Raw genomic sequence first — 1,560 nt, 5'->3', positions numbered from 1 at the left:
CCTCGGTCTTTCGCTAGTGGTTGATCATGGATCGTTCGGGCATTAGTTGATCTCTGTCTGCGGTTGGCCGAGTGTGGGCATGGTGATGGCCCGGCGCGTGGCCGGGTCCCTCGGGGTGCTCGTCGGGGCGGGGCGGCCGGGTTCAGGTGATGGGTCGGGGTAGCCCGGCGAGGTGGGTGAACGCGGTGACCAGTTGCTGCGTCCAGGGCCAGTGTTCGGCGATGCGCAGGCGGGTGCGGCGGGCGGAGCGGGTGATCCGGGCGGGCGCGTGGAGTAGCCGGTAGCGCAGTTTCTTGGGTTCGGCGGTGGCCAGTTCGCCGTGCAGGAGCAGGGTTTGGGTCCAGGCGATCAGATCGATGCCGGTCAGGGCCAGTTGCAGCCAGGCTTGGTTGATCGCGAAGATGCGGGACGGGAAGCGGCCGAAGCCGGTGTCCTTGCCGGTGCGGATGCGGTCCTCAACGCGGGCGTGGGCGCGGTGGCGGGCCTCCAGGTACTGGATCGACCCGTGCCCGACCGGGGTGTCGGTGGCCATGACCTGGTGACGTAGGCCTTCGATGGTGTCGAACAGGGTCAGTTGCGCGCCGGGATGCGGGCGTTCCCGCCGGACGATGAACCGGGTCCCGGCCGGGTAGCCGTCGGCGGGGACAGCGCCGGTGATCTCGCAGATTTCGGCGCCGTCGCGCAGCCCGCCGTCGGTGTTGACCGCGGGGATCCAGCCGGTGGCCTGCCGGATCGCCTCCCGGATTCCTTCGGTGATCGCGACACCGACGGAGAAGCAGGTGTCGACACCGTGGGCGCGCAGGCCACGGATGTGGGTCAGGAACCCCTGCGTGCAGCCGGCCGAGTCGGAACGGATCAGGATCGGGGTGCCGTGCCGGTGGGCGTCGGGGATCTGCGCCAGGGCCTGGTCGAGGACGGTGATGTGGTCGGCGGTGGTGTTCGACCCGGCCCGGCCCTCCCGCAGCAACCCCGACAACGCCTCCCGACTGCCGTCGAGGAAACACAACAGCGGGTGGTAGCCGAACGTTTTCTTCCACGTCCGAGTCGCCGCCTCCTTCTCCGAGTGGCAGATCACGATGGTGGCGTCCACGTCCAGCACCAGGCCGGGGACCGGCTGACCCGCCGCGGTCGAGACCGGCAACCCGCCCCTGGTCTCGACCGTCTGCGCCCACGCCACCTCCCTGGCCAGCGCCCGCGCAGCGTGCAGCCGAGTCAACGCCTCACCATCCAGATCGGACAGGACCCGCCACGCCGTCGGGTCAGATGCCACCGCCCCGAACAGGCCGGCCTCGTTACGCAGCACCGCCAGATCGGCGATCGCCTCGCCACCATCAGCGAGCATCACCGCCACGTCCACCGCGACCCGACCCGGATCATGACCCGCCCGCCGCTGCCGCAGCGACGCCAACGCCTCGCTGAACGACGCGGTCAACCCCGTGGCATCGGCCACGTCAGCCAGTAACCGGGCGCCAGCGTGCCCGACGACACCCCGCCCGTCCGCAGTGACAACGATCTTCGGACGTGACCCGGTATCGTGCATCTGGAAGGTGCCCTCCACGG

Annotated in this window: 1 protein-coding gene; it reads right to left on the bottom strand. The window is 70.1% G+C overall.

Annotated features, from left to right (window positions below):
* Nucleotides 1-142: 142 nt before the first annotated feature.
* A complete protein-coding gene (locus tag ACWD5O_RS37120; protein WP_450088172.1) occupies nt 143-1,540 on the bottom strand; it encodes an IS1380 family transposase in 1,398 nt (465 codons plus the stop codon).
* Between the last annotated feature and the right edge of the window lie 20 nt (nt 1,541-1,560).

This window comes from Micromonospora sp. NPDC005161 (genome assembly GCF_053599855.1).
This window is presented reverse-complemented; position numbering and strand designations above follow the sequence as displayed.